Here is a 24,424-nt window from a genome sequence, read left to right as displayed (position 1 = left end):
GGCACTGGGTTGCCGGCGCGTTCTGTTGCACCTGCAACCGTGTATTGCGGCGTTGCAGCAACCTGTGATCTAGTCGAGGCATCCGGTGGCCTCACGATGCGCTCCAGGGATTGAGCGGGCTTGAGTGTCCCCGTTCAATTCATTCCGCATCGAGGTAGAGATGGCCCCCCGCAACCGCCAAGGGCTTTACGACCCGCGCTCCGAGCGCGATGCCTGTGGATTTGGCATGGTCGCCCAGCTCGACGATCAACCATCGCGCCTGTTGGTTGATACCGCCATCGCCGCGCTTTCGCGCATGACCCACCGTGGCGGTGTCGCCGCAGATGGCCTGACCGGCGATGGCTGCGGCCTGCTGCTGCGCCGCCCCGATGCGTTCCTGAAACTGCTGGCCAGCGAAGCCGGCATCGCGGTCGCTGCGCGTTTCGCCGCCGGCCTGGTGTTCCTGCCGCACGACGCCGACGCGGCGCAGGCCTGCCGCGCGCAGCTGCAGGCGCAGGTGGAAGCGGTCGGCTGCAAGGTCGCCGGCTGGCGCGAGGTGCCCACCGATGACAGCGTCTGCGGCCAGCTGGCGCGCGACACGCTGCCGCGCATCGAGCAGGTGTTCGTCGACGCGGGCATCGGCCAGGATGACGCCGGTTTCGCACTGGCGCTGTTCCTGGCCCGTCGCCGCAGCGAACAGCAGCTGCGCGAGCATGCCGATTTCTACGTCACCACCCTCACCCCGGATGCGATCAGCTACAAGGGCATGGTGCTGCCGGACAAGCTCAGCCGCTTCTTCCCGGACCTGCAGCGCCGCGAGCTGGCCTCCAGCGCGATCGTGTTCCACCAGCGCTTCTCCACCAACACGCTGCCGCGCTGGCCGCTGGCGCACCCGTTCCGCATGCTCGCCCACAATGGTGAGATCAACACCATCGAAGGCAACCGGCGCTGGGCGCAGGCGCGCAGCAAGGTGTGGAAGACGCCGCGCTTCGACATCGGTGAATTCGACCCCGTCATCTCCATGCACGGCTCTGACTCGCAGAGCCTGGACAACATGCTGGAGCTGATGGTGGCCGGTGGCATGGAGCTGATCCAGGCGCTGCGCATCCTGGTGCCGCCGGCCACCCAGTCGCTCGAATTCAAGGATCCGGACCTGGCCGCCTTCTACGAGTTCCATGGGCTCAACAGCGAGCCGTGGGATGGCCCGGCCGGCATCGTCGCCTGCGACAGCCGCTATGCGGTGTGCACCTTGGACCGCAACGGCCTGCGTCCGGCGCGCTGGATGCTGACCGCCGACCGCCACTTCCTGGTCGCCTCCGAAGCGGGTGTGTGGGAAGTGCCGACCGAGCGCGTGGTGCGCAAGGGCAAGCTCGGCCCCGGCGAAATGGTGGCCATCGATCTCAAGCGCGGTGACCTGCTCGACTCCGATGCGGTGGATCGCATCAACCGCGGTCGCGCGCCGTACAAGCAATGGCTGCAGCAGGGCGTGACCTACCTGCAGACCGAACTGATCGATCCCTCGCTGGTGGAGGAACCCTTCGACGAAGGCACGCTGCGCAGCTACCACAAGCTCTACCAGCTCAGCAGCGAGGAAGTGGAGCAGGTGCTGCGGCCCTTGGCCGAGACCGAGCAGGAAGCCACCGGCTCGATGGGCGACGACACGCCGATGGCAGTGCTGAGCCAGCGCAGCCGTCCGCTCTATGACTACTTCCGCCAGGCGTTCGCGCAGGTCACCAACCCGCCGATCGATCCGCTGCGCGAAGACTGCGCGATGTCGCTGTCCACCCAGCTCGGCAGGGAGACCAACATCTTCCACGCCGGCCCGGAGACGGTGAACCACGTCATCCTCAACTCGCCGGTGCTGAGCCAGCGCAAGCTGCGCCAGCTGCTGAAGATGGACCAGTACGTGCAGGCCAACCGCCTGCTGGACCTGTCCTACAGCGAAGACGAGGGCCTGCGCGCCGGCATCGAGCGCATCTGTGCCGAGGCCGAACAGGCCGCGCGCGAGGGTATGGTGATGCTGCTGCTGTCCGACCGCTACCCGGTGGCCGGGCGGCCGATGGTGCATGCCCTGCTCGCCACCAGCGCCATCCACCACCACCTCTCGCGGCTGGGCCTGCGCTGCGACGTGAATCTCATCGTCGAGACCGGCACCGCGCGCGACCCGCACCACATGGCCTGCCTGCTCGGCTTCGGCGCTACCGCGGTGTACCCGTACCTGGCCTACCAGACCCTGTTCGACCTGGGCCGACGCGGCATCCTCAAGCTCAGCAAGGGCGGTGAGCAGTCGCAGATCGGCCGCCGCTACCGCAAGGGCGTCTACAAGGGCCTGTCTAAGATCATCTCGAAGATGGGCATCTGTACCGTGGCCAGCTACCGCGGCGCGCAGCTGTTCGAGATCATCGGCCTGGAACCGGAAGTCGTGGACCTGTGCTTCCCGGATACCGCTTCGCGCATCGGTGGTGCCGGTTTCGCGCGCCTGGATGCCGACGCACGCGAGCTGTGCGCGCAGGCCTGGGATGCGCAGCAGGACGTGGATGTCGGCGGCCTGCTGAAGTACGTGCACGGCGGCGAGTACCACATGTACAACCCGGACGTGGTGACCACCCTGCAGCGCGCGGCGCGCAGCGGCGATCCGCGTGCCTGGCAGCAGTACTGCGATGCGGTGCATGCGCGCCCGCCGTCTGCACTGCGCGACCTGCTGGAACTGGTGCCGGCCGCTGCGCCGACACCACTCGATGACGTGGCGCCGGCCAGCGAACTGTTCCCGCGCTTCGATACCGCGGCGATCAGTCTCGGTGCGCTGTCACCAGAAGCACACGAGGCGCTGGCGATTGCGATGAACCGCCTCGGTGGTCGCAGCAATTCCGGCGAAGGCGGTGAGGATCCCGCCCGCTATGGCACCGCCAAGCGCAGCAAGATCAAGCAGGTGGCCTCGGGCCGCTTCGGCGTCACCGCCGAATACCTGGTCAATGCCGAAGTGCTGCAGATCAAGGTCGCGCAGGGCGCCAAGCCCGGCGAAGGCGGCCAGCTGCCCGGGCACAAGGTCAACGAGCTGATCGCGCGGCTGCGCTACGCGCGTCCAGGCATCGGCCTGATTTCGCCGCCGCCGCACCACGACATCTATTCGATCGAAGACCTGGCGCAGCTGATCTACGACCTCAAGCAGGTCAACCCGACCGCGCTGGTGTCGGTGAAGCTGGTCAGCCACGCCGGCGTCGGCACGATTGCCGCGGGCGTGGTCAAGGCCGGAGCGGACCTGATCACCATCTCCGGCCATGACGGCGGCACCGGTGCCTCGCCGGTCAGCTCGATCCGCTATGCCGGCGTACCGTGGGAACTGGGCGTGGCCGAAGCGCACCAGGCGCTGCTGGCCAACGATCTGCGCGGGCGCACCCTGCTGCAGACCGACGGCGGCCTGAAGACCGGTCTGGACGTGGTCAAGGCCGCGCTGCTGGGTGCCGACAGTTTCGGCTTCGGCACCGCGCCGATGATCGTGCTGGGCTGCAAGTACCTGCGCATCTGCCACCTCAACAACTGCGCCACCGGCGTGGCCACCCAGGACGAGCGCCTGCGCGAGAACCACTTCACCGGCCAGCCCGAGCGCGTAGAGAATTTCTTCCGCCTGCTGGCCGAGGAAGTGCGTGGCTGGCTGTCCTACCTGGGTGCGCGTTCGCTGGAAGAAATCGTAGGCCGCACCGACCTGCTGCGGCAGATCGAGGCGGCGCCGCGCGACGGCGTGCGCGTGGACCTGTCACGCCTGCTGGCCGACAGCCGCTATGAGGGCAGCCACTGTGCCGCGCAGCGCCTGTACGAATCGCCGGACAGCCTGGCCACGCAGATGGACGGCCTGCTGGCCCCGGCCATCGAACACAAGCGCGGTGGCGAACACCGCTTCCTGATCCACAACACCGACCGCAGCATCGGCACCCGCCTGGCCGGTGCGGTGGCACGCGCACACGGCAACCAGGGCATGGCCGAGGCGCCGCTGGAACTGCGTTTCCGCGGCAGTGCCGGGCAGAGCTTCGGCGCGTTCAACGTCGGTGGCCTGCACCTGGAAGTGGAAGGCGAAGCCAACGACTACGTGGGCAAGGGCATGGCCGGCGGCCGCCTGGTGGTGCGTCCGCCGCGCGGCGCCCGCTTCGAGGCACGCAGCACCGCGATCATCGGCAACACCTGCCTGTACGGTGCCACCGGCGGTGAACTGTTCGCTGCCGGTCGTGCCGGCGAACGCTTCGCCGTGCGCAATTCCGGCGCGCTGGCGGTGGTGGAAGGCGCCGGTGACCACTGCTGCGAGTACATGACTGATGGCGTGGTGCTGGTGCTGGGCAAGGTCGGCCTGAACTTCGGTGCCGGTTTCACCGGCGGGCTGGCCTACGTGCTGGACGTCGACCGCGATTTCGTCGACCGCTACAACCACGAGCTGATCGACATCCATCGCGTGTCCGCCGAAGGCTTCGAGAACTACCGCCAGCACCTGCACCGCCTGATCGGCCGCCATCGCGAGCTGACCGGCAGCATCTGGGCGCAGCAGATCCTGGACGAGTTCCGCGACTACATCGGCAAGTTCTGGCTGGTCAAACCGAAGGCCGCCAGCATCGAGTCGCTGACCGAAACCCTGCGACGCGCTGCGTGATGTTTTCCGGTAGTGCCGGCCGCTGGCCGGCAACGTTCCCCCCCGCATTCCAGAGCCCGCCATGAGCCGCAAGCACGCCTTCCAGTTCCTCGACCTGCCCCGCACCATGCCGCAGCGCATTCCGGTGGAACTGCGTACGTCCGGCGACTGGGGCGAGTTGTACGGCAAGTTCGGCAAGGAGGACGCCCAGTACCAGGCCGGCCGCTGCCTGGACTGCGGCAACCCCTACTGCAGCTGGAAGTGCCCGGTGCACAACGCCATTCCGCAGTGGCTGCAGCTGGTGCAGGAGAACCGCATCCATGAAGCCGCCACGCTGTGCCACAGCACCAACCCGTTGCCGGAGGTGTGCGGCCGGGTCTGCCCGCAGGATCGACTGTGCGAGGGCAGCTGCACGCTGGAGGAATTCGGTGCGGTCACCATCGGTGCGGTGGAGAAGTACATCGTCGATACCGCGCTGGCCAGCGGCTGGCGCCCTGACCTGGGCGCGGTGCAGCCCAGCGGCCACAGCGTGGCGGTGATCGGCGCCGGTCCGGCCGGCCTGGCCTGCGCCGATCGCCTCGCCCGCGCCGGCATTGCCGCCGTGGTCTACGACCGCTATGAGCAGATCGGCGGCCTGCTGCAGTTCGGCATTCCCAGCTTCAAGCTGGACAAGGACGTGATCCACCGCCGCCGCGAAGTGCTGGAGGGCATGGGCGTGCAGTTCCGCCTCGGCGTGGAGATCGGCCGTGACCTGAGCGTGCAGCAGCTGCTGGACAGCCACGACGCGGTGTTCGTCGGCACCGGCGCCTACCGCTACACCGATGGTGGCCTCGACGGCCAGGACCTGAAGGGCGTGCTGCCGGCCCTGCCGTTCCTGGTGCAGAACAGCCGCATCGTTGGCGGCGATGATCCGAAGGGCCGGCCGATTGCCGGCTGGGAAGACACCATTGCCCTGCCCGACCTCAACGGCAAGCGCGTGGTGGTGCTCGGTGGCGGCGATACCGGCATGGACTGCGTGCGCAGCGCGGTGCGCCTGGGCGCGGCCAAGGTCACCTGTGCCTATCGCCGCGACGAAGCCAACATGCCCGGCAGCGCGCGCGAAGTGGCCAATGCCCGCGAAGAAGGCGTGCGCTTCCTGTTCAACCGGCAGCCGCTGTCGATCGAAGCCGGCGCCGACGATGAAGTGATCGGCGTGACCGTGGTGGAAACCCGGCTGGGCGAGCCCGATGCCAACGGCCGCCAGAACGCCGTGCCGATCGAAGGCAGTGAATCGCTGCTGGAAGCGGACGTGGTGATCATCGCCTTCGGCTTCTCGCCGAGCGTGCCGGCGTGGCTGGCCGAGCTGGGCGTGGAAGGCCAGTCCAACGGACGCATCGTGGCCGGCGGCAAGGACCGCCTGCCATTCCAGACCGCGCATCCGCGCCTGTTCGCCGGTGGTGACGCGGTGCGCGGTGCTGACCTGGTGGTGACCGCCGTGGCCGAAGGCCGCGATGCCGCCGCCAGCATCGTGCGGCTACTGGCGCACTGAGTCCGGTACCAGCAGTGCCGCCAGCAGTGCCCGCAGTGCGTGCGGCTCCACCGGCTTGGCCAGGAAGTGGTCGATGCCAGCCGCACGACAGGCTTCGCGGGTGCTTTCCATCACGCTGGCGGTGAGCGCGATGATCGGCACCTGCGCACGCGCCGGGCAGGCATCGGCACGGATCGCCCGTGCCAGCGCGAAGCCATCCATGCCCGGCATGTGGCAGTCGGTGATGACCAGGTCGAACGGCTGCGCCTGCCATGCTTCAAGCGCCGACCGTCCATCGGTACAGGCGTGGACCTGCAGCCCGAGCGCACACAGGTGCTGCTCCAGCAGATGCAGGTTGGTGGGATGGTCTTCAGCCATCAGCACGCGCGCCGCCGGCAATGGACGCTCGTCCGCAACCGCCGCCGCGGGCGCGGCCACGGGTGCCTCACAGGCATCCAGGTCCAGATCCAGCCACACCGTGGTGCCCTTCCCGGGTGAGCTGTGCAGTTGCAGCTCCGCCCCCATCGAGATCGCCAGCTCGCGGCAGATCGCCAGGCCCAGCCCACTGCCGCCGAAGCGCCGCGTGGTCGAGCGCTCCGCCTGGGTATAGGCAGCGAACACCGCCTGCTGGCGCTCCTCGCTGATGCCCACGCCGCTGTCGCTTACCTGCAGGCGCAGCCGCTGGCCCCAGTCACGTTGCTGCAGTACCTGCACCTGCAGCTCCACGTGGCCGTGCCGGGTGAACTTCAACGCGTTGCCGGCCAGGTTGAACAGGATCTGGCGCAGGCGCAGGCCATCGGCCAGCGATCCCGGCTGCATCTCCGGATCAAGCACCACCTGCAGGTGCAGGCCTCGGCTGGCGGCCACCGGCATCAGCAGCTGCTGCACCGCGCGCACCAGTGCCGCCAGGTCGGTGGGCCGCAGCTGCAGTGGTGCGCCCTCCAGGCGTTGGCTGTGCAGTACATCGTCGAGGATCTGCCGCAGCATCCGCGCGGCATCATCGACGGTGGCCAGCACCTGCTGCTGGCGCGGCTCCAGCCTGCTGCCCGCCAGCCGTTCAAGCATGCCCAGCAGCGTGCTCATCGGGGTGCGGATCTCGTGGCTCATCGTTGCCAGGAAGTGCGCCTTGGCCTGTGCCGCCTGCTCGGCCTCGCGGCGCGCTTCGGCCAACGCACGGGTACGTGACTGCACCTCACTGACGTCGATCCAGTAGCCGCTCCACTCGACGTCGCTGTCGTCGCAGGACAACGGCCGCCCATGCGAGCGCACCCATCGCCAGCCCTGTGGCGAGCGGGTGCGGAAGGTGACGTCGATCGGGCCACGCGCCAATGCAGCCATCTCGACGCAGGCCATCACCTGGTTTCGGTCATCCGGGTGGACCGCGGCCAACAACCGCTGGTGATCGATCCGCGCGGTCTCCACGCTGATTCCGAACAGGGCCTGCACGTCCCCGGCGATCTGCGGAAAGCTGTAGTGGCCGCCCGCCGAACGACGCGCCTGGTAGACCACCGCCGGCAGGTTCGCGGTCACCTCCTGCAGGCGCTGCTCCACCCCTCGGCGGCGCACGCTCTCGCGATGGACCCGCCAGTAGCCGAAGGCATGGACCAGCGCCAGGGCGAGCAGGATCAGCGAGGCAGGCACCAGCCAGCGCAGGGGCGACGATGACGGAGCATTGCGCGGCCGGTCCGGCAGCCAGGCCGCGCGGATCTGATCGCGCTCGGTATCGGTCAGCTGCGACAGCGCCTGTTCGAAGCCGGCGATGACATCGGCGCAGGCGGGCGTGGCCGCCAGCACCAGGGCATCATCGAAACCGGCCGGCGCGGCGATCAGCAGTGCATCGCCCTGGTAGCGGCGCAACGCCGCCTCGACGTCGCCGAGGTTGGCCACCACCGCATCGATCAATCCGGTGCCCAGCAGCGGGAGTGCATCATCCAGCGCTGCCGGAGGCAGCAGCTGTGCACCCGCTGCCTGCTCGGCCAGCAGCCCCTGCAGCGGCATCCGGCTGGGGCTGGCCACAATGCGTCCACGTAGATCTTCCAGGCCCAGCACCGGCGGCGCATCCTCCCGGCGCACGATCACCTGTGGCAGCTGCAGGTAGGGCGTGCTGACCACCCATCCGGCAGGCAGTTGCGAGCGTGGCCATCCCAGCAGCGCCTGGGTGCCGGCCGGCAGCTCGTCCCGGTCCACGCTGGTGGCCGGCACGGGCAACAGCTGCAGTGGCCGTTGCCCGCCCAGCAGCTTCAGGTACGCCGCGCCGAGCCCCCGGGCTTCGCCCTGTTCGCTGGACGACAAGGGAGCACGGTCGGACGGCCAGGCGATGCGCAGCGGTGTGCTGCAGCCCGTGGCGGAGGCCGCGGCAGGCAGCAGCAGGCTGGCCATGACAGCAATGGCTGCCGGGAAGCCGGCGACATTCACGGTAGGCATCCTCATCTCGCGGGCGGAAGGAACGGCCGCGCTGCGGTACCGCTGCCTGCCACGCTATCGACGCGCGGGCCGACGGCAATGAAGAAAGTTGTAAAAGCATCCAGATGGGGGAATGCCGACATACACTGCCGCCTTCACCCGTACCTGCGGAGCGTTCGATGCGCATCGGCCTGGCTGCCAACCGTCTTCATCACCACGACGCGCGCGCTGCGCTGTTCCGTTGGCTGCGCAGCAGCGAGGCCGGCCTGCGCGAGCTGGGCGTGTCGCTGCATGCGGTCGGCCGCACCCATGACGCGATCGAACGGCAGGGCTTCCTGACCGGGTACGCGGGCCTGCACCGTTATCCCTACGGACGCGAGGGTGGCCTGATGAAGCTGGTCGCCGAAGTCGTTGGCATGGGTCCGGATCGGACACTGGATGGCGCGATCTACCTGATCGACCCGGTCGATCCATCCTCGGTGTTTCCGGAAGCAACCGCGCTCAAGCGGCAGTGCGTGATCCACGGCAAGCCGTTCATTTCGACCGTGGCCACCGCACGCGACTGGGTGGAGGTGGAGCGCGTCCACGCCGGGCTGGCAGCCGATGCCGGCGCCGACGACCTGCATGCGTTCGAAGGCCAGACGCTGGCGCTGATCGCGCACGATGCGATGAAGCCGGCGATGCTGGCCTTCGCCGATGAGCACTTCGATGTGCTGGCCCGGTTCGGTGAGCGGGTGGCCACCGGGACCACCGGCCAGCGTTTGAACGAGCTGGCCTGGAGCCGGGGCTGGCCGCGTGATACGCCGTGGGTGACGCGCTACCAGAGCGGCCCGATGGGCGGTGATGCGCAGATTGCCGACCGGGTGCTGGAGGGGCGTTGCCAGCGCGCGATCTTCTTCGAGGATCCGCATGTGGCGCGCCAGCATGAGGCGGATATCCAGCTGCTGGAGCGCGCGGTGACGACGGTGACCGATCAGGCGGTGTGCATTACGGCGCCGCGGGTGGCGGCGCGGTGGGCGGCGGCGGCGGCGTTGCGGGCGGGGTGAGGGTTTCGGCCAACGGCTGAGCCCCTCGTGGTGGGTCGTTCAGATCAGAAGCCGTGCTTGGCCGGGTGGGGTGGATTGCGCAGGGGTCGCTGCAAGTCCCCCTCCGGGGCCCGGCCCAGCCGCTGGCGGCTGTGCGTTCAGGCGCTTGCGAAGCAGTGCTTCGCAAGCAAAGCGCCTTCACCCCTGTAAGCTCGGTCGCCGCTTGCTCGTGTGCGCTGTCCTGCGCACACGGCAAGACCGGGCTTGGGCGTCCTGCCCAACCCGCCCGAGGCATGCCTCGGGCCCATGCGGCTCACGCCCCTGCGCAACCCACCCCACCCGGCCACGGACACTTTCCGGTGTGCCCACCACGGAAGAAAGAAAGAAGAGCAGGAGCGAAAGCGGGTCGCGCGCTGCGCGCGCTTCTGTAGAGTCGAGATCCTATGTTCGTGGTCAAGCCTGCTGGAAGCAGGCTTGACCCACCTTCAGCATGGCCGGATCGAAGTCCCGGCCGCTTTTGAAGACACCCCAGGCGATCCTGGCCAGCTTTCTGGCCAGGATGTTGAAGACGGCGGTGCTGGGGTGACCGCGTTTTGACAGCTCGTCGTAGAGCGGTTGCCCCCGACGACACCGCTTGAGCCCCATGGCGGCCATGTAGAGCATCTGGCGCAGCACTGGCGCGCCCTGTTTGGACAGCCGACGCCGTCCCGTTCTGCCGCCAGACTCGTTGGGCCGGGGATCCAGGCCCGTGCAGGCGATCCACGCGTTGGCGTTGGCCAACGGCCAGCGCGTCATGTAGTAGATCAGGTGAGCGGCGACAGCGGGGCCGATACCAGGGATGGTCAACAGGCGCTTGTAGAGCGTGCCATGCTCTCCATCGCGACCCAAGCGCTGCAGTTCGCTTTCCAGCTCGGACAGCGTCCCAGCCAGAGCGCAGAACAGATCTGACAGCTCCCCGGGGGCACTTTTGCTTACCCCGAAGGATTGCTCCAGCCGCGCGCGTGTCTTTACCAGCGTCTGCCGCTTGCGCAGCAAATCGTGCATCTGCTGCTGCTCATCGGTACGCGGTACGTATTCACGCAGGCGATCGTTCTCCTTCTTCACGTATCGGGCGATCGCTTCGGCGTCCATGGCGTCCGTCTTGCCACGCGAGCCCGTCGCCCGGCCGTAGTGCTTGATCAGACGTGGATTGATCACATAGACAACGTGGCCTGCCTGGCCAGCCATCCGAGCCAACAACTCGTAGTACCGCCCCGTCGCCTCCATGCCAATCCGGCATCGCTGGGGCAAGGTGTTGAGCCACTGGGCTATGCCGGCCCGGGTGTTGGCGATCCTGTCGCCGGCCTTGCGGTCGGCCACTGCCGGTACGAACTCCTTGGAGTCCACGTCCACGCCAATATCGAGAGAATCAGACATTTGTACGGCTCCCAGCTATCTTTAAGGGGCTGGGGTGGTACCGCACCGACGTTAGCTTGCCTACATCGACGATCCCCTTTGGGGGCCGTACGATCCTTTATCGACGTTCGTGTGCGGGATGGGGATCGCTCGACTCGTCTGTCGGCTAGTATCCGCAGATGCATGCTTGACGGTCCCTCCACCCTGGCTCCTACATACCGCGTAGGAGCCGGGAGGAACATACAAGCTTGCTCGACTGCTCAGCACGCGGTCTGGAGTGAAGCCCCTTCTGTTGAAGGGGCGCGCCGAAGGCGGGGGTAGAGGAAGAATGCGTGGGCAACTGCTGTAGCGCTGGCGCTACAGCAGTTGCCGAAGCATAGCTTTCAAGCGGCGCCCTTCCAGCTGGAAGTAGTCGCGCTGTTCGCGCCAGGCGGGGAAGCGTTGTTCCACTTCGTGCCAGAACGCGGGTGAGTGATTCGGCTGGATCAGGTGGCAGAGTTCGTGCACCAGCACGTACTCGAACGCCTCGGATCGGCCCAGCACCAGGGCCAGGTCCAGTGCCATGCTGCCGTCCGGGGCAAGTGAGCCCCATTGCGAGGACATCACCTTCAGGCGCAGGCGGCTGGGTGCGCGCGGCAGGGTGGGCAGGTACTTCGGCAGCCAGCGGCCGACGTCGGCGCGGGTCTGGGCTTCGTAGAACTCGCGCAGCAGGCGGCGCAGGGTGGCATCACCGCCGCGGGTCGGCCACTGCACGCAGGCGCCGTGCGCGTCGATCTCCAGCCGCGCGTAGCGGCCTTCCTGCCAGCGCAGCGGCAGCAGTTCGCCACGCAGGGGCAGCACACCGTCTTCGCCGGGCTGCAGCGGTGCCGGCAGGCCCTGGCCCTGGTACTGGCGCAGCTGCAATGCCAGCCAGTCGCGGTGCTGTTCCAGAAAGCGTTCGCCCATCACCAGGCTTGCGCGCGGCGGCAGGGTCAAGCGTGCGCCGCGCTCGTCCACGCTCAGCTTGATGCGGCGCGCACGTGGATCGCGCACGCGCAGCACCTCGATCTCGGCATCCTCCAGGCGCAGGCGAACGGTGTCGCGCTGTACGGTGGCGGGCGGGGTCGGGCTGATCAGGCGGCGCAGCAGACGGCTCATGCGCCCAGCATAGCGCCGCTTCGGGCCGCCGGATGACCGGCGGCCGTCGGGCTGCCTGTTCAGTCAGCCTTGCTGAGCTTGAAGGCTTCTTCCAGCAACAGGAACAGGCGGCGGATCTCGGCGCTCTGCAGGGCGAAGCGGGCATCGAACTCGGCGCGGCGGCCGTCTTCGTCGGCATGCTCCAGCTGGTCCAGGGCGCCGTCGAGGAACTTCAGCTTGCGCACGATCAGGTCGTCGCCGATCACGAAGGACAGGTTGTCTTCGAAGATCAGCGCCAGCTTGGTCACCTGCTTGCCGGCGTCCAGGTGCTTGTCGATCTCGTCGCAGCGCAGTTCCTGGTGCTGGCACTTGACCACCGCGCCACCTTCCACCGGGTCCTTCATCTCGCACTCTTCGCCCAGGCTCAGCCCGGTCGGCAGCGGCTCGCCGGCGATCCAGCCGGTCAGGATCGAGCGCGGCGCGACTTCGGCATTCAGCGGCATCGCCGGGAAGCTGCCGAGCAGGCCGCGGATGTCGGACATGAAGTACTCGCCGGTCTTGCGGCTGGAGGTATCCACCGCCACGTAGCCGTGCTGCAGGTCGATGAAGGCGTCGTTGCGCGAGGACTTCACGAAGGCGCGCGGCAGCAGTTCATGCAGCAGGTCGTCCTTCATGCGCTTGCGCTCGCGGCCACCCGGGCGGCGGCCTTCCTTCTCCTCGATCTCCTCCAGCTTGCGCTCGAGCAGGTCGTTGACCACCGCCGCCGGCAGGATCTTGTCCTCGCCGCCCACGGTCAGCCACAGGTGTTCGGCGATGCGGTGGGAGAGCAGTTCCTTCTCCTCGCGGCCGAACGGCGAGATGAAGCCGCGCGAATTCATTTCCAGTGCGCCGACCGGCTTCAGCAGCGCGTGCGGCAGCAGGGTGTCGACTTCGGAAAAATCGGTGGTGGTCGGGAAACGGAAGAACGTCAGGTTGCGAAAGAACATGGAATTCCGGATGGCAAAGAGGAAGGGCGACCGACCTTAAACGGTGGGCGTCTCGGGATCTGCGTCGGCGTCGGCCGGGGAGCCGGCCAGCCAGGCATGGGCGTCGGGCAGCGGCGCGTCGTCGCGACGGCCCAGCGCCATGAAGTCGAACAGGGTGGTGTCGGCCAGCTGCGAGGGCCGGACTTCGCCCATGGCACGCGCGATCTGCTCGATGCGGCCCGGGTGGTCCTTTTCCCACTGCTTCAGCATCAGGCCGACCTGGCGGCGCTGCAGGTTCTCCTGGCTGCCGCACAGGTTGCAGGGAATGATCGGGAACTGGCGTGCCTGTGCGTACTCGACGATGTCGCTTTCGCGCACATAGGCCAGCGGCCGGATCACCACGTGTTTGCCGTCATCGCTGCGCAGCTTCGGCGGCATGCCCGACAGCTTGGCGTGGTGGAACAGATTCATGAAGAACGTGGCCACCATGTCGTCGCGGTGGTGGCCCAGCGCGATCTTGGTGAAGCCATGGAGTTCGGCGTAGTTGTACAGCGCGCCACGACGCAGCCGCGAGCACAGCGAACACATGGTCTTGCCTTCCGGGATGACCCGGCTGACCACCGAATAGGTGTCCTGCTCGATGATGTGGTACGGCACGCCCAGCCCGGCCAGGTACTCCGGCAGCACGTGCTCGGGGAAGTCCGGCTGCTTCTGGTCCAGGTTCACCGCCACCAGCTCGAACGGCACCGGCGCCTTCTTCTGCAGCTGCAGCAGCACGTCCAGCAGGGTGTAGCTGTCCTTGCCGCCGGACAGGCAGACCATGACCTTGTCGCCGGCCTCGATCATGCCGAAGTCGGCAATCGCCTCGCCGACCTGGCGGCGCAGGCGCTTGGCCAGCTTGTGCTGCTCGCGCTCGGCCACGCGCGGATCACGGGCGATGCGCGGCTGGGGATCGGGAAGGGAAATCACGGCACTCATGGGTTCCATTCTAACGGCTCGGAGCGGCCACGGCCGGGGGTCGGAATTCCCCTCTCCCGGCAGTCATCATCGCTGTGTATGCTCGGAGGCTGTGGACACCTACAGCCCCGCCGAGATCGTCGAGCACCTCGCCGCCCTGCGCGCCGAGCACCGCCTGCTGGATGAACAGATCACCCGCATGGCCGCCAATGGCGAGGACGAGCTGGAAGCCAAGCGCCTGAAGCGGCGCAAGCTTCAGCTGAAGGACTGCATCGCCAAGCTGGAAAGCCTGCAGATTCCCGACGAACCGGCCTGAGCGGTGGCCCATCCACGCATGGCGTGGATCTACTGCTTCGCCACGGTAGATGCCAACCTTGGTTGGCATGCCGTTCGCCGGGCATCGCCCGGCGCTGCCTTCAATCCTGCGGCGCAGGCTCGTCCGGGCGGGCCGCTTCCGGGCTGACCCTTTCGATGGTGTGGCGCAGCTCGCGGCCGAGGATGAACTTGGCATCCTTGGCCCAGGCGTCCAGGCGTTCGTCGAACAGCAGCTTGCTGTTCTCGTCCGGCCACACCAGGCGCAGCTCGCGCAGCTTCTGGATGAAGCCGCGGAACAGGGACTTGTCGAAGAACTCCGGTGCCGCCGGTGCATAGAGCAGGCTCAGCCGCTGCGCGGCCTGCTGGCACAGGCTTTCCAGCTCGGCCGCGCCGAGCACGCCCGGGCCGTTCTTCACCAGCACCGAGATGGCGATGTAATAGCGCTCGAACGCCTGCTGCAGCGAATGGCCGATCGCACGCAGGCGGAACACCTCGTCGGTCTGCCCGGTGTTGCGCGCCAGGATGCCGCCATCGTCATCGTTGACGTTCTGCAGCAGGCCTTCGCGCACGAACACGTCGATGGTCCGGTCGATGCGCTGGGCGAACTCGTCCTCGCTCCACGGCAGGAACAGCTCGGCCTGCAGGAACGGATATACCGTACGGCCCAGCTGGACCAGGCCGGTGCGGCTCATGCGGCGGTTGTTCTGGAAGCAGCAGGCCACCCACGACGAGGCGGTGAACAGGTGCACCACGTTGTTGCGGAAGTAGCTCAGCAGCACCGCGGTATCGCCGCTGACGCTGAGCACGTCGCCCAGCGGGTGCTTGATGCGGGTGAGGACGTTGATTTCCTCGGCATGGGCGATGATCCGCTCCGGCGAGTGCGGGGTCACCGTCACCCGGTCCGAGTACGGCATCTCGACCAGCAGGGTCTTGCACAGCTCGATCTGCGCGATCAGGTCGGCCTCGCCCATCGCATGCTTCGGCGTGGACAGCAGGGCCAGCGCCAGCAGGTTGATCGGGTTGACGTCGGCGGCACCGTTGATGCGCACCTGGATGCGTTCGGCCAGCGTATCCACCGTGGTCGACAGCCACGCCGGCTTCTCGTCCTCGGAGACCGCCTCGCCCTTCCACTCCGGCGCCTTCTCGGCGAGCACGTCGTTCAGTGCGATCGGTTCGCCGAAGTTCACCACCACCTGGCCGTAGTTCTGCTTGAGCACCTTGGGGATGCCCCACAGCAGCGACCAGATCGATTCCTTTTCCTTCGGCCGGCCGGACAGTTCGTCCAGGTAGCTGCCGCCTTCCATCAGCTTCTCATAGCCGATGTAGATGGGCTGGAACAGCACCGGCTTGCGCGGCTGGCGCAGGAACGCACGCAGCGTCATCGAGATCATGCCGCCCTTGGGCTGCAGCAGCCGGCCGGTACGCGAGCGGCCGCCTTCGACGAAGTACTCCAGCGAGTAGCCACCGGCCACCAGCTGCGCGACGTATTCGCTGAGCACCGCCGAGTACAGCGCGTTGCCACGGATCGAGCGGCGGATGAAGAACGCACCGCCCTTGCGCAGCAGGGTGCCGACCACCGGCAGGTTCAGGTTGATGCCGGCCACGATGTGCGGCGGCACGATGCCACGGTCGTACAGCAGGTACGACAGCAGCAGGTAGTCCATGTGGCTGCGGTGGCTGGGCACGTAGACCACTTCATGGCCCGGCGCGGCGGCCTTGAACTTGTCCAGGTGGTGCACCAGCACGCCCGCATAGATGCGGTTCCACACGTGGCTGAGCATGAAGCTGGCCGAGCGCACCACCGGGCTGGAATAGTCCGCGGCGATTTCCCAGGCGTAGGCGTGCGCCTTCTTCCAGGCATCGGCCGGCTTCGAATTGTCGCGCTTGGCCTGTGCGGCGATCGCTTCGCGCACCGGTTCGGCGGCCAGCACCTGGTCGACCAGCAGGCGCCGCGTCGACAGGTCGGGGCCGATCACCGATTCACGGATGCGGCGGAAATGGGTACGCAGCACGCGCTGCAGCTTGCGCACCGTGCGCTCCGGCTCAAGGCCTTCGTCCACGGTGCTGCGCAGCGAGATCGGCGGGGCAAAGCGGACGATGGTGCTGCGGCCGTTGAGCAGCACCGCCAGCAGGCGGCGGAAGCGGCCGACCAGCGCCCAGTTTTCCGAGAACAGCACGGCGAACCAGCCGCTCTGCTTGTCCGGCGCGCGGCCGACGAAGATCGACACCGGCACCAGGTGCACGTCCAGGTCATCGCGCACGCGATGTGCCTGCAGGACCTTGGCCAGCGAGTCCGAATGGGTCTTGGCGCCGCGCTGCTCGGGAATCAGCGAGTTGCTGGAGCTGCGCCGCGACAACGCCAGGTAGGCGCGCTTGCGGCCGGTCGGGTCACCGGCCAGCGGCACCAACGGCGATGGCAGGCCGGCCTGGCGGCAGGCCTTGTCCAGGATCAGCGCATTGGACAGGCCGTAGTCTTCCAGCACGTACATGACCGGGCGGCCATCGTTGTACTGGCCCGGGTCTTCCGGTTCGATCTTCAGCGACAGCCACGGCTCGACCAGGCGGCCGAGCAGGCGAGCCCACAGCGGGCGGCGGCCGGCCGGACGCGCATGCGCGGGCGGCGGTACCGGGTTCGGGCCGGTACCGGTCGAGGGGGACGCCGGCACCGTATCGGCGGGCGTCGACTGGGATTCTTCGCCGGGGAACGGCAGCGGGTTCTGTTTCGACATCGGCGCCATTATGGCTTAGGCGGCGGCGTTGCCGCTTCCCCACCCTCGGCGGGGGCTTCAGCCGGTGACGGCGACGCAGCGGCGCGGGCCGCGTCGGCCTTGCGCAGCAGCGCGTCGGTGTCGGCCAGGGTTCGGGTCAGGTACCAATGGCCCTCGCGGCGGCTCAGCGGCAGCTGCAGGGTCATCTCACGCCCCGCCAGGTCGTAGTGCAGGCGTACCAGCGCGTTGTCGCCCTCCACCGAGAGCAGTTCACCGCGCACGCTGCGCAGTGCGTCATCCACGCCCAACCCGTAGCTGCCCAACACCGCCTTGAGGGTATGGATGAACGGCGCCAGCTGCTGCAGGCTGCCTTCCATGCCCGCGGCCTGCAGGCCGGCCTCATCGTCGAAGCCAACCTTGCCGGCGGCACCAACCAGCGCGGCGATCGTGCTGCGTGCACGCGCACGGTCACTGATCGGCGCGCCCTGCGCCCAGCTGGCAAGGGTTTCCACCAGGGCGATGTAATGGGCCTGCTGGCCGGGCGTATAGCCCTTCTGGTGGCGCAGGTACTGCACGCCGAAGTTGCCCATCGACTGCGCGGCCTGGCGCACGGCACCGGCCTGGCCGGCCAGCTGGCGGTCGAAGCTGCGTTGCAGTTCGGCACCGGCATTGGGCGTGCGCAGTGCGGCCAGCATCGGCAGCAGCTGGTCGCCCAGCGGCAGCTCGGTCAGCGGCCACTGGCTGTGGCCCTCGGCCCAGGCCTGCTGCAGGCGCTGGTACTGGCTGGGCGGAACCGACAGCTTTGCATAGCCGACCAGATCGTCCTCGGCCAGGCGCAGGGCCATCGCCTGCACCGCCGCAACCGGTTCGGCTGCCGGCCTGGCCGGATCGTTGGCCGGTTCACGGCACGCGGCCACGGCCAGCAGCATGACTGCCAGCCCCCATCCACGCGCAGACCTTCCTCGCACTGCCACGCTCATGCACTCGGACTCCCCGGACCGGTCCGCATCTTGCGGCCTGCGAGGTGACAGCGGCAAGCCGGGACGTCACGGTTTCCGCAGTTGCTTGTGCAAGTCACTGATCGGAATAAAAAAAGAGCCGGGATCACGAGGATCACAGGCTCTTCAAGCCGGCGCAGGGCCGGTGGACAGTGTTGTGGCACATGTCCGGTCCGAGGACCGGATGGCGGCGATCCTACGCTGCCGCTCAAGTTAAGGCAATACTTCACGTAGTGTCATATAAATCATTGATTTTATTGGGTAGCCTGATGCCTTGCGCCGGGGCCATGAAATCTACGGCAGGTTTTGCGGCGATTCGGGCACAACCGGTCCTTCGGCGGATGCAAAAACGCCATCCCGCGCGGGTCGGGATGGCGTTCGGGCCTGCAGACTGCGCAGCGGAATCTCAGCGCGTAGCCAACGCCGACGCGATTTCCTGCTGGATGGCCCGGGCCGCAGCCTGCGGATCGGCGGCCAGGCGGATCGGGCGACCGACCACGATGGCATCGGCGCCATCGGCAAAGGCCTGGGCCACGCCAACGGTACGCTTCTGGTCATCGCCGACCGGGCCACCGGGGCGGATGCCCGGGCAGACGATCGAGAACCCGGCGCCGGTAGCGGCGCGGATCGGGCCGGCTTCCTGGCCCGAGGCGATCACGCCATCGATGCCGGCCGCCTGCGCGGCCAGCGCGCGCTCGACCACCACGTCCACCGGCTCACGGTCGATGCCCATCTGCGCCAGGTCCGGGCGGCCCATCGAGGTCAGCACGGTCACCGCCAGCAGACGCATGTCGCTGCTGTTGGCGGCGGCGCAGGCTTCCATCATCGCCGGGTGCCAGCCGTGGATGGTGGCGTAGCTGACCGGCCACTGCGACAGGCGCTTGATCACCGCCGCGGCGGTGGCCGGGATGTCGAAGAACTTCAGGTCGACGAACACGCGCTTGTCGCGGCGGGCCAGCTCGTCCAACACCTGGAAGTACTCGCCGGAGGCGAGCAGTTCCATGCCGATCTTGTAGAACGCCACGCTGTCGCCGAGGCGGTCGACCCACTCCAGCGCCTGCACGCGGTCAGGCACGTCCAGCGCGAAGATCAGGCGCTCGTCATCGCGCAGCGGCAGCGGCGCGCGGCTCACGGTGCGTAGTCCAGCGCAGCGCGCTTGGCGTCGTGACGGGCCTGGCGCGACTGGCTGTAGTCGTTGTTGAACTGCGCCGGCTCGAAGCCGCCGTAGGTCGGGTTCGGCAGCATCCACCAGCGCTCGCCGAACCAGTCGTGGTACTGCTGCAGCAGCGCGTCACGACCGTCGTTGGTGTTGGCGGTCACCTCGACGAAATCGCCCAGCTGGTCGCCGAACTGCATCAGCACGCGGTATTTCTGCCCGGCCAGGCGGCGGCGGCAGTTCTTCTCGCTGCCGGCCTGCTCGCAGCCTTCGACCACGGTGCCCAGGCCCAGGAACACGCTGTCATCGGCCACCGGCAGGCCCTGCTCGCGCAGGTTGGCCAGGGTTGCGTCCTTCAGGTGCACGGCGCGGTTGGAGATGTACAGCAGGGTCACGCCCTTGGCGTTGGCGGCCTTGGCGAAATCAACCACGCCCGGAATGGCTTTGGCCTTCTTTTCGGCCACCCACTGGTCCCAGGTCAGCTCGTCGTATTCCTTGCCGTCGCGCACCAGGCGCGCCTGGTAGGGCGAGTTGTCCAGCACGGTCTCATCCACGTCCAGCACCACGGCCGGCTTCAGGCCCTTGGCCTCGTTGCCGCGTTCTTCCGGCACCAGCGCATCCCAGTGGGCTTCCTTCAGCGCGGCATCCAGGTGGTCGGCGGCGGCACGGTAGGTCTGTTCGGTGATCGCCTTGTACTCCTGCGCGCGCTGCATCCACAGCACCGCATTGAGGTTGTCGTTGGCAGTGGCATCGAGCGCGCCGTCGGCCTTGGCAGCGGCGGCCGGGGCCTCCGGCGCAGCGGCTTCAGCGGCAGGCGCATCCACGCGCTTGCAGGCGGACAGGCCCAGCGCCGCGGTGGCGAGCAGGGTCAGGGACAGGGAAACGGGACGACGCATGGATTCACCGGCAATCAGATATACCGGCGCATTTTACCGGCAAAGGCGGTCCCGGGACGGCTATGCTTGGCGGTTGACCCGTTGCCCTTCCGGAGGCCGCCATGACCGATTCCACCCAGACCCCCGACGTCCCCCTGCTCGACGCCGTGCAGGCCCGCCTGCTGGGCTGCCTGGTGGAGAAGGAGGCAACCACCCCGGACACCTATCCGCTGACGGTCAACGCCGCCCAATCGGCCGCCAACCAGAAGACCGCCCGCGAGCCGGTGATGAACGTCGATGCCGGCAGCGTGCAGCACGCGCTGCGCCAGCTGGAAACACTGGGCCTGGCCCGCCAGCACTTCTCCTCGCGCGCAGACCGTTACGAGCACCGCCTGCAGGCCGCGCTGGACCTGACCCGGCAGCAGACCGTGCTGCTGGCGATGCTGCTGCTGCGTGGGCCGCAGACCCTGGGCGAACTGGTCACGCGCAGCGAGCGACTGCACCGCTTCGCCGACGCCGACGAAGCCCGCCACGCCATCGAGCGCCTGCAGCAGCGCGCGCTGCTGGTGGTGCTGCCGCGCGCCAGCGGCCAGCGCGAAGACCGCTACATGCACCTGCTGTGCGGTGAAGTGGACGGCGCGGCGCTTGCGGCCAAATACGCCAGCAGCGGCGGTGGCAGCGACGCGGCCGATCCGGGCCTGGCCGAGCGCGTGGCCCAGCTGGAAGCGGCCGTGGCCGAGCTGCAGGCGCAGCTGGCCGAACTGCGCGGCTGATGGTGGGTGCCGGCCGTTGGTCGGCACTGCATTTGAATCGTGCCGACCAACGGTCGGCACCCACCACGATCAAACCTCAGCCGCACCCAAGGTGGCGTACAGCCGACTGGGCGTATCGATGCCCGGCAACTGGATGACCCCGCGCTCCTGCATGCCCAGGCCCAGCAGGATCTTCCCGGACACCACGTTGTCCAGATCGGTGATGCCGTACAGATCCTGCAGGCCCAGCTCAGCGCGCGCATGCGCGAACACCGCCCGCGCCGCCTCACTGGCATAACCCTGCCCGGCGAATTCAGACAGCACCGCGTAGCCGATGTCCGGCCCCGGCAGGCCATCGCGGCGCACCAGCCCGGCATTGCCCAGCCACGCCCCATCGGACAACCGCTCGATGGCATACATGCCGAACCCATTCAACGCATAGCTGTGCAGCACCCGCAGCGCGATGTACTCACGCGCCTGTTCTTCACTGCGCACATTGCGGTCACCAATGAAGCGCACGAAGCCCGGATCATTCAACAGCGCCAGCATCGGCGCCGCATCGCGATCAGGTTCAATCGCACGCAAGCGCAGGCGTTCGCTTTCAATTGGATGCACGCGCAGACCTCCAGCCGAAACCCCGATTCTGCCTCAACCCCCGGCTGTTGCTTTTGATTTTCTTTTTTCTTTTCCGTGGCTGGCGCGCACGGAACCTGTCAGAGGCCGGGCGGGTGGGCTGGGCGGGACCGTCCGCGGCATGGGCCCGAGGCATGCCTCGGGCGGGTTGGGCAGGACGCCCAACCCCGGTCTTGCCGTGTGCGCAGGACAGCGCACACGAGCAAGCCGCGGCCGAGCCCCCATGGATGGGTTTACGGCGTGTCGCGACCGGCCCACCCGCCCGGCCCACCACGAATGCGCTGCGAACGGCGGCAGCCACGAGGGGCTGCGCCGTTCGCCGATCAATCGAACAACGCCTCGATCGCCGCCAACCCCGCACTCGCCCGTTCCTTCTTGCGCACCGCATCGGCCACCGGATCAGCACCATCGCGCTGGATCTCCTCCGCCGGAATCTCCTCGAAGAACCGGCTCGGCTTCAACCGCACGTGCTCACCGAACTTGCGGGTCAGCTTGCTGTAACTCATCCACAACTGGATCTTGGCGCGGGTGATGCCCACGTACAGCAGGCGCCGCTCTTCCTGCAGGTTGCCCTCGTCCAGGCTGACCTGGTGCGGCAGCACGCCATCCTCGCAGCCGACGATGAACACGTACGGGAATTCCAGGCCCTTGGAGGCGTGCATGGTCATCATGCGCACCTGGTTGCCGCCCTCGTCCTTGTCGCTGCGCGACAGCAGCGCCAGCTGGCCGGCCAGGTCGGCGGCAGTGGCACCGCGCGGGCCCCCCTCGAACCACTGCGCCAGTTCCTCGATGTTGTTGGCACGGCGCTGGTAACTCGCCTCTTCCTTGGCCTGCTGGCGCAGTTCGCTGAGCAGGCCGGATTCCTTGGCGACCTTGCGGATCATGTCGCCGGAAGTGACCTGTTGGGTCTGTGCACGCAGGTCACGCAGGATGTCGGTGAAGCGCGCCAGGCTGTTGGCCGCGCGCGGCGGCAACTGCTGCAGGGCGCCGATCGCCTCGGCGGCCTGTGCCATCGGCATGTCCTTTTCCTGCGCCAGCTCGGCCAGCTTGGCCAGCGTGCCGGCACCGACGTCGCGCTTGGGCGACTGCACCGCACGCATGAACGCGGTGTCGTCGTCGGGGTTCACCAGCAGCCGCAACCAGGCCAGCGTGTCCTTCACTTCCTGGCGTTCCAGGAACATGGTGCCGCCGGTCAGGTGATACGGGATGCGCAGCAGCTGCATCGCCTTTTCCAGCGGGCGCGACTGGAAGTTGCCGCGGAACAGGATGCAGAAATCACTCCACGGCACATTGCGCGACTGCGCCACGAAGGCGATCTCGGCGGCAACCTTTTCCGCCTCATGTTCGCTGTTGCGGCATTCCCACACGCGGATGCGTTCGCCGTCGGCCTGGTCACTCCACAGCTTCTTCAGGTGCTCGTGCGGGTTGTTGGCGATCAGCGCATTGGCCGCGCGCAGCACGCGGTTGGAGCAGCGGTAGTTCTGCTCCAGCTTGATGATCTCCAGCTTGGGATAGTCGCGCCCCATCTGCTGCAGGTTTTCCGGATTGGCGCCGCGCCAGGCATAGATCGACTGGTCATCGTCACCCACGCAGGTGAAGTTGCCCTTGTCACCGGCCAGCTGCTTGAGCAGCCGGTACTGCGCGTCGTTGGTGTCCTGGCATTCGTCCACCAGCAGGTAGCCGATGCGCTCGCGCCAGGCCAGCGCGATCTCCGGATTTTCTTCCAGGATCTGCACCGGCAGACGGATCAGGTCATCGAAGTCGACCGCATTGAACGCGGTCAGGCGCAGCTGGTAGCGCTCGTAGACGCTGGCCGCTTCCTTCTCGCGATTGCTGCGCGCGGCGGCCATCGCCTGTTCGGGCGACAGGCCGGCGTTCTTCGCGCGCGACACCAGGTTCTTCATGTCCTCGATGTCATCAGGCTTGGCCCCGTACATCAGGTCCTTGATCTGCGCAGCGGCATCGTCGGCATCGAAGATCGAGAAGCCGCGCTTCAGGCCAACGGCCGCGTGCTCGATCTGCAGGAACTTCAGGCCCAGCGCATGGAAGGTGCAGATGGTCACCTCGTCGGCGTCCTGCTCGCGCAGGCGCTTGGCCACGCGCTCGCGCATTTCCTTGGCCGACTTGTTGGTGAAGGTGATCGCCGCGATGCGGCGCGCCGGATAGCGGCCGCAGCCGATCAGGTGGGCGATCTTTTCCACGATCACACGCGTCTTGCCGCTGCCCGCGCCGGCGAGCACCAGCAATGGACCTTCGATGTGCAGGACGGCGGCGGCTTGGGGGGGATTGAGACCGTGCATGGGATGGGGATTGTAGCGGGGCCGGGTGACGACCACAGCGGGCCGCCGGTGGGGTTGCTGAACGGCTTCGGCGAAGCGGGGCTGCGGCGTACAATCCGTCGATGGCCAAGCTCTACTTCTACTATTCGGCGATGAACGCCGGCAAGACCACCACCCTGCTGCAGAGCGCCCACAACTACCGCGAGCGCGGCATGCGGGTGGCGATCCTGACCCCGCGCCTGGACGATCGTGCCGGCGCCGGCGTGGTCGCCTCGCGGATCGGCCTGCGTGCGGACGGCATGGCCTTCGACCGCGATACCGACCTGCAGCGCTGGGTCGAGCAGGATCTGGCAGCCAACGGCCCGATGGGCTGCGTGCTGGTGGACGAGGCGCAGTTCCTGACCCGCGCCCAGGTCTGGCAGCTCAGCGAAGTGGTCGACCAGCTGCGCATTCCGGTGCTGTGCTACGGCCTGCGCACCGACTTCCGCGGCGAGTTGTTCGAAGGCAGCCAGTACCTGCTGGCCTGGGCCGATGAGATGCAGGAGATCAAGACCATCTGCCACAGCGGCAAGAAGGCGACGATGACGGTGCGTGTGGACGAGCATGGCCACGCGGTGCAGGACGGCCCGCAGGTGGAGATCGGCGGCAACGACCGCTACGTGTCGGTCAGTCGCGCCGAGTTCAAGAAGATCACCCGCGGCGAAGGGCGGATCGATCCGGCGCAGGCGCCGCTGCCGCTGTAGCAG

17 protein-coding genes are annotated in these 24,424 nt (G+C 67.7%); 6 read left to right on the top strand and 11 right to left on the bottom strand.

What is annotated here, in order from left to right; genetic code table 11:
- Positions 1-160: 160 nt before the first annotated feature.
- Both gltB and ACZK33_RS00430 read left to right on the top strand, forming a co-directional pair.
- On the top strand, positions 161-4,615 hold the full coding sequence (gene gltB / locus ACZK33_RS00435; RefSeq protein WP_423175334.1) for a glutamate synthase large subunit: 4,455 nt from the start codon (positions 161-163) through the stop codon (positions 4,613-4,615).
- Between the two features lie 61 nt (positions 4,616-4,676).
- Complete coding sequence (locus ACZK33_RS00430; RefSeq protein WP_014035469.1) at positions 4,677-6,122, top strand: FAD-dependent oxidoreductase; 1,446 nt, start codon at positions 4,677-4,679, stop codon at positions 6,120-6,122.
- Here the strand turns inward: ACZK33_RS00430 and ACZK33_RS00425 are convergent.
- Positions 6,108-8,516: an ATP-binding protein gene (locus ACZK33_RS00425; protein WP_423175335.1), complete on the bottom strand. Its 2,409-nt coding sequence runs from the start codon at positions 8,514-8,516 to the stop codon at positions 6,108-6,110. The two genes, ACZK33_RS00430 and ACZK33_RS00425, sit on opposite strands and share 15 nt — an antisense overlap.
- Positions 8,517-8,683: 167 nt before the next feature.
- Between ACZK33_RS00425 and ACZK33_RS00420 the strand changes: the two genes are divergently transcribed.
- Positions 8,684-9,550 (top strand): methylglyoxal synthase, encoded by an 867-nt coding sequence (locus tag ACZK33_RS00420; RefSeq protein WP_049422383.1) that lies wholly within the window; start codon positions 8,684-8,686, stop codon positions 9,548-9,550.
- Positions 9,551-9,982: 432 nt separating this feature from the next.
- Here ACZK33_RS00420 and ACZK33_RS00415 read toward each other — a convergent pair whose 3' ends face one another.
- The 4 genes from ACZK33_RS00415 to ttcA form a co-directional block, all read right to left on the bottom strand.
- A complete protein-coding gene (locus tag ACZK33_RS00415; RefSeq protein WP_478453963.1) occupies positions 9,983-10,888 on the bottom strand; it encodes an IS110 family transposase in 906 nt (301 codons plus the stop codon).
- 393 nt (positions 10,889-11,281) lie between these two features.
- Positions 11,282-12,061 carry a M48 family metallopeptidase gene (locus tag ACZK33_RS00410; protein WP_032128692.1) on the bottom strand — a complete coding sequence of 260 codons (780 nt, stop codon included), beginning with the start codon at positions 12,059-12,061 and terminating at the stop codon, positions 11,282-11,284.
- Between the two features lie 59 nt (positions 12,062-12,120).
- Positions 12,121-13,026 carry a recombination-associated protein RdgC gene (locus ACZK33_RS00405; protein ID WP_005411825.1) on the bottom strand — a complete coding sequence of 302 codons (906 nt, stop codon included), beginning with the start codon at positions 13,024-13,026 and terminating at the stop codon, positions 12,121-12,123.
- Between the two features lie 36 nt (positions 13,027-13,062).
- Positions 13,063-13,983 carry a tRNA 2-thiocytidine(32) synthetase TtcA gene (gene ttcA / locus ACZK33_RS00400; protein ID WP_180837745.1) on the bottom strand — a complete coding sequence of 307 codons (921 nt, stop codon included), beginning with the start codon at positions 13,981-13,983 and terminating at the stop codon, positions 13,063-13,065.
- A gap of 91 nt (positions 13,984-14,074) precedes the next feature.
- On the opposite strand from ttcA, the gene ACZK33_RS00395 reads away from it, so the two are divergent.
- Complete coding sequence (locus ACZK33_RS00395; RefSeq protein WP_049461553.1) at positions 14,075-14,278, top strand: YdcH family protein; 204 nt, start codon at positions 14,075-14,077, stop codon at positions 14,276-14,278.
- Positions 14,279-14,378: 100 nt separating this feature from the next.
- On the opposite strand, the gene plsB is transcribed toward ACZK33_RS00395, so the two are convergent.
- From plsB to ACZK33_RS00375, 4 genes are all read right to left on the bottom strand, one after another.
- Positions 14,379-17,015 (bottom strand): glycerol-3-phosphate 1-O-acyltransferase PlsB, encoded by a 2,637-nt coding sequence (gene plsB / locus ACZK33_RS00390; protein ID WP_032128690.1) that lies wholly within the window; start codon positions 17,013-17,015, stop codon positions 14,379-14,381.
- On the bottom strand, positions 17,015-17,965 hold the full coding sequence (locus ACZK33_RS00385; RefSeq protein ID WP_107432560.1) for a hypothetical protein: 951 nt from the start codon (positions 17,963-17,965) through the stop codon (positions 17,015-17,017). The genes plsB and ACZK33_RS00385 overlap by 1 nt, the downstream gene beginning before the upstream one ends.
- A gap of 424 nt (positions 17,966-18,389) precedes the next feature.
- Positions 18,390-19,115, bottom strand: coding sequence for an orotidine-5'-phosphate decarboxylase (gene pyrF / locus ACZK33_RS00380; protein ID WP_032128688.1), 726 nt, complete (start codon positions 19,113-19,115; stop codon positions 18,390-18,392).
- Positions 19,112-20,035 (bottom strand): 5'-nucleotidase, lipoprotein e(P4) family, encoded by a 924-nt coding sequence (locus ACZK33_RS00375; protein WP_032128687.1) that lies wholly within the window; start codon positions 20,033-20,035, stop codon positions 19,112-19,114. Before ACZK33_RS00375 ends, pyrF begins: the two co-directional genes overlap by 4 nt.
- A 101-nt stretch (positions 20,036-20,136) precedes the next feature.
- Between ACZK33_RS00375 and ACZK33_RS00370 the strand changes: the two genes are divergently transcribed.
- On the top strand, positions 20,137-20,787 hold the full coding sequence (locus tag ACZK33_RS00370) for a YceH family protein (protein ID WP_032128686.1): 651 nt from the start codon (positions 20,137-20,139) through the stop codon (positions 20,785-20,787).
- Between the two features lie 69 nt (positions 20,788-20,856).
- Here the strand turns inward: ACZK33_RS00370 and ACZK33_RS00365 are convergent, their stop codons facing one another.
- Both ACZK33_RS00365 and ACZK33_RS00360 read right to left on the bottom strand, forming a co-directional pair.
- Positions 20,857-21,381: a GNAT family N-acetyltransferase gene (locus ACZK33_RS00365; RefSeq protein WP_423174628.1), complete on the bottom strand. Its 525-nt coding sequence runs from the start codon at positions 21,379-21,381 to the stop codon at positions 20,857-20,859.
- A 341-nt stretch (positions 21,382-21,722) separates the two neighbouring features.
- The gene (locus tag ACZK33_RS00360) at positions 21,723-23,699 is read right to left on the bottom strand and encodes a UvrD-helicase domain-containing protein (protein ID WP_285303533.1); all 1,977 of its coding nucleotides are present in this window, start codon (positions 23,697-23,699) and stop codon (positions 21,723-21,725) included.
- 101 nt (positions 23,700-23,800) lie between these two features.
- On the opposite strand from ACZK33_RS00360, the gene ACZK33_RS00355 reads away from it, so the two are divergent.
- Positions 23,801-24,421: a thymidine kinase gene (locus ACZK33_RS00355; protein ID WP_008264720.1), complete on the top strand. Its 621-nt coding sequence runs from the start codon at positions 23,801-23,803 to the stop codon at positions 24,419-24,421.
- Positions 24,422-24,424 lie beyond the last annotated feature (3 nt).

The sequence above is a fragment of the Stenotrophomonas sp. 86156_Sma genome (assembly GCF_056481625.1).
This window is presented reverse-complemented; position numbering and strand designations above follow the sequence as displayed.

What these genes read in the sequence shown, in the direction of transcription:
- gltB (WP_423175334.1), top strand. Translation starts at nt 161, where the DNA reads ATGGCCCCCCGCAACCGCCAAGGGCTTTACGACCCGCGCTCCGAGCGC.
- ACZK33_RS00430 (WP_014035469.1), top strand. Translation starts at nt 4,677, where the DNA reads ATGAGCCGCAAGCACGCCTTCCAGTTCCTCGACCTGCCCCGCACCATG.
- ACZK33_RS00420 (WP_049422383.1), top strand. Translation starts at nt 8,684, where the DNA reads ATGCGCATCGGCCTGGCTGCCAACCGTCTTCATCACCACGACGCGCGC.
- ACZK33_RS00410 (WP_032128692.1), bottom strand. Translation starts at nt 12,061, where the DNA reads ATGAGCCGTCTGCTGCGCCGCCTGATCAGCCCGACCCCGCCCGCCACC.
- ACZK33_RS00405 (WP_005411825.1), bottom strand. Translation starts at nt 13,026, where the DNA reads ATGTTCTTTCGCAACCTGACGTTCTTCCGTTTCCCGACCACCACCGAT.
- ttcA (WP_180837745.1), bottom strand. Translation starts at nt 13,983, where the DNA reads ATGAGTGCCGTGATTTCCCTTCCCGATCCCCAGCCGCGCATCGCCCGT.
- plsB (WP_032128690.1), bottom strand. Translation starts at nt 17,015, where the DNA reads ATGGCGCCGATGTCGAAACAGAACCCGCTGCCGTTCCCCGGCGAAGAA.
- ACZK33_RS00385 (WP_107432560.1), bottom strand. Translation starts at nt 17,965, where the DNA reads ATGAGCGTGGCAGTGCGAGGAAGGTCTGCGCGTGGATGGGGGCTGGCA.
- ACZK33_RS00375 (WP_032128687.1), bottom strand. Translation starts at nt 20,035, where the DNA reads ATGCGTCGTCCCGTTTCCCTGTCCCTGACCCTGCTCGCCACCGCGGCG.
- ACZK33_RS00370 (WP_032128686.1), top strand. Translation starts at nt 20,137, where the DNA reads ATGACCGATTCCACCCAGACCCCCGACGTCCCCCTGCTCGACGCCGTG.
- ACZK33_RS00360 (WP_285303533.1), bottom strand. Translation starts at nt 23,699, where the DNA reads ATGCACGGTCTCAATCCCCCCCAAGCCGCCGCCGTCCTGCACATCGAA.
- ACZK33_RS00355 (WP_008264720.1), top strand. Translation starts at nt 23,801, where the DNA reads ATGGCCAAGCTCTACTTCTACTATTCGGCGATGAACGCCGGCAAGACC.